Origin of the sequence: Mycobacterium sp. (assembly GCF_050701675.1) — a bacterium.
Classification (GTDB): Bacteria; Actinomycetota; Actinomycetes; order Mycobacteriales; family Mycobacteriaceae; genus Mycobacterium.
The window spans coordinates 1-2,530 of record NZ_JBOGDD010000281.1; the positions used below are offsets into that span (position 1 = coordinate 1).

Annotated in this window: 4 protein-coding genes; 1 reads left to right on the plus strand and 3 read right to left on the minus strand. The window is 64.9% G+C overall.

All coding sequences use genetic code 11. The features are described from left to right. Nucleotides 1-70 precede the first annotated feature (70 nt). Nucleotides 71-439 carry a DUF732 domain-containing protein gene (locus tag ACRDUX_RS08135; RefSeq protein WP_526412739.1) on the minus strand — a complete coding sequence of 123 codons (369 nt, stop codon included), beginning with the start codon at nucleotides 437-439 and terminating at the stop codon, nucleotides 71-73. A gap of 79 nt (nucleotides 440-518) precedes the next feature. Here ACRDUX_RS08135 and ACRDUX_RS08140 point away from each other — a divergent pair, with 79 nt between their 5' ends. Next, nucleotides 519-1,112: a DUF305 domain-containing protein gene (locus ACRDUX_RS08140; protein ID WP_526412741.1), complete on the plus strand. Its 594-nt coding sequence runs from the start codon at nucleotides 519-521 to the stop codon at nucleotides 1,110-1,112. 24 nt (nucleotides 1,113-1,136) lie between these two features. Here the strand turns inward: ACRDUX_RS08140 and ACRDUX_RS08145 are convergent, their stop codons facing one another. Next, a complete protein-coding gene (locus ACRDUX_RS08145) occupies nucleotides 1,137-1,823 on the minus strand; it encodes a TetR/AcrR family transcriptional regulator (RefSeq protein WP_526412743.1) in 687 nt (228 codons plus the stop codon). A gap of 10 nt (nucleotides 1,824-1,833) precedes the next feature. Continuing rightward, nucleotides 1,834-2,530 (minus strand): CoA transferase (locus ACRDUX_RS08150; RefSeq protein WP_526412745.1); only part of this gene is annotated, 697 nt, incomplete at its 5' end.

Sequence of the window (2,530 nt, forward strand, 5' to 3'; positions counted from 1 at the left end):
ATGTATTAACTTTTTGGCACCGGCAATCGTCCGGTGGATCCCTTGGTGCGTACTCAAAGACGAAACGCGGTTACCCCGGTGGTGGTTGGTAGCCCGCGGCCGAGTTTCGCAACTGCCAGATCTGCGCGGGGCACAAGATGCCGACGGCGTACGAGACCAGGTAGTTGGCCGCGAACTCGTCGTTGGGGAGGACGTCGTTCTTTACGTCACCCATGACCTGTGGGTAGCCCTCGCCACTGCGTACCTTGTCGCAGATCCCGTAGCCGTAGCCGATCGCGTCATTGTTTGGAAAGGCGTAATGTCGGCGCGCCACCACGTTATACGTGTACTCCACCTCGGGCGCCGGAACAGCATTCGCCCGAGGCATTGGCGTCTGTGTGACCACGCCGAGGGCAGTGGAAGCGACGATCACGGCGACCAGCGGTTTGCCACGCTTCATGTTGACAGCTTATGTGCTGGTTTCGGCAGATACTAGGCGCAGAGCGTCCGGGTTTGGGTTCGCTACGCTCGTCGGTGAGATGAAGTCCTACGGCGCTGGGTTACTGGTTCTGATCGTCACGTTCTTGGTGGGCGCGTGCGGCGGCGCGGGTTCGCAACCCCAGGCGCCCCGGTCAACCGATCAGCCAGCCATCACCGGTGCGCCCGCGGGCTTCAACGCCGACGACGTCGCGTTCGCCAACGGGATGATCACGTCCTACGGGCAGACCTCGGAGTTGACGGCTCTGGTGCCCGAGCGCTCCGCTGACTCCGATCTCGTCGCGCTTGCGGCCGGTATCGATGTCGCGCAGGGGCCTGACCTCGAGACGATGAAAGTTCTTCTGGTGCAATGGAACTCGAATTCCGACTCCGGTCCCAGCCAAGGCTGGCAGGGCAACGCGGTGATGGGCATGGTGGACGACGCGACGAAGATGCACTTGAACTCGTCGAGCGGCGCGGAGTTCGACAGCCTGTGGCTGCGGTCGATGATCGGACACCAGCAGGGGGCCGTGGAGATGGCCGAAGCGGAGATCGCACACGGCACCAATGTCGACGCGGTTGCGACGGCCAAGAGGTTCGTCGGCACGTATCGGGCCCAGATCGCCCGGATGCAGCAGGAGCTCAGAGACCGCTAGGTCGGGGCAGCGTCTACGGCGCTGTCACTCGGCGTGGTTGCGGCTCAACTGGTCGGCGAGATCGTTCAGAGCCTCGAGCGCGACGCTGACCGCCTTCTCGACCTCCATGGTGTGGGATACGTGCTCCCCGCTCGAGCCGTTCGACGCGGCGAGCCCGGGAATGATGAAGTGGCGGAAGCGTCGTCGCGTTTCGCCGTCGGACCGCTTGATCTCCTCGGCGGCCAGATAGGTCTGCTCGACCATGAAGTCGACCATCTCACCGATGCCGATGTCGGTGCGTACCTGCCCACTTCGCTGACCGTCCTCCAGCACCGGTCCCATCACGTCCACCGCGACCTGGTGCACGCGCGGGTCGTGCACTGACGCGGAGTGCTGCGCGATCAGCGCCGCGATCGACGGATCGGACGGCAGTTCGCGCGCGGTGTACAAAAGCGCAGCCTCCAACTTGGCGAAGACGCCGGTCTTCGCGGCCATCAGCGATTCCACGGCTGCCACGTGTCGACGGGCTCGCAGCAGTGCGACGTGAACCAGCATCTCGGAGACGCTGCCGAGTTGGCGGAATGCGGTGGCGCGCGAGACACCGGCGATCTTGGCGACGGCTTCCATCTGCACCGCGTTGATACCGCGGGCCGCGATCTCCGTGTCGGCCGCCCTGATCAGTCGATCCTTGACGGTGCCGTCCTCACCCGAGGTCATGTCGGCGGCAGTCACAGCGCCGAGATTACGTGATCGCACCGGCGATCTTGAGTTCTATGAGTCTGTCGTCGCCCACGCCGAGCTCGCGCAGCACGTCGTCGGTGTGCTCGGCGAACTGCGGGGCACGTCCGAGTTCCACTGGGCCATCGTCGAACTTCACCGGGCTGGCCACCAGCTGCTGCGGGTTGCCATCGGCATCAACGATGTTGGCAATCCGGCCGTTCGCGGTCAGACCCTCGTCGTGTGCCAGCTCCCACGCGTCCTGCACCGGTGCCCACTGTCCGGTGCCCCGGCTGAGCACGTCCTTGCACTCCGCGAAGGTCAGCTTGGCGATGGCGTCGTGGACGATGCCGTAGGCGATGTCGGCATTCTGGGCCATCGCCTGCAGTGATTCGAACCGTGGATCCTCGGTGTATTCGTCCAGTCCCATCAGCCGGCAGAACTCCGGCCAGTACCGGGTCGGCTGCAGCATCGACAGTTGGACGAACCGGCCGTCGGAGGTGCGGTAGGCACCGGTCAGGGGATTGCCAGGGGCCTGGGTCCGGCGCTCGACCTTGGGCAGTGGCCCGCCCATCAGCATCGCCATGTTGATGCTGAACTGGGTGGTCCAGGCGCCCACAGCGAGCAGTGACACGTCGAGCACGGATGGTTCGCCGGTCACATGGCGGCCGTAGAGTGCCGCCGCTACGCCCCCGGCGATGGTCATGCCACCGATGTTGTCG

Bases quoted from the DNA above. Each gene is read 5' to 3' on its own strand.
- ACRDUX_RS08135 (WP_526412739.1), bottom strand. From the start codon at position 439: ATGAAGCGTGGCAAACCGCTGGTCGCCGTGATCGTCGCTTCCACTGCC.
- ACRDUX_RS08140 (WP_526412741.1), top strand. From the start codon at position 519: ATGAAGTCCTACGGCGCTGGGTTACTGGTTCTGATCGTCACGTTCTTG.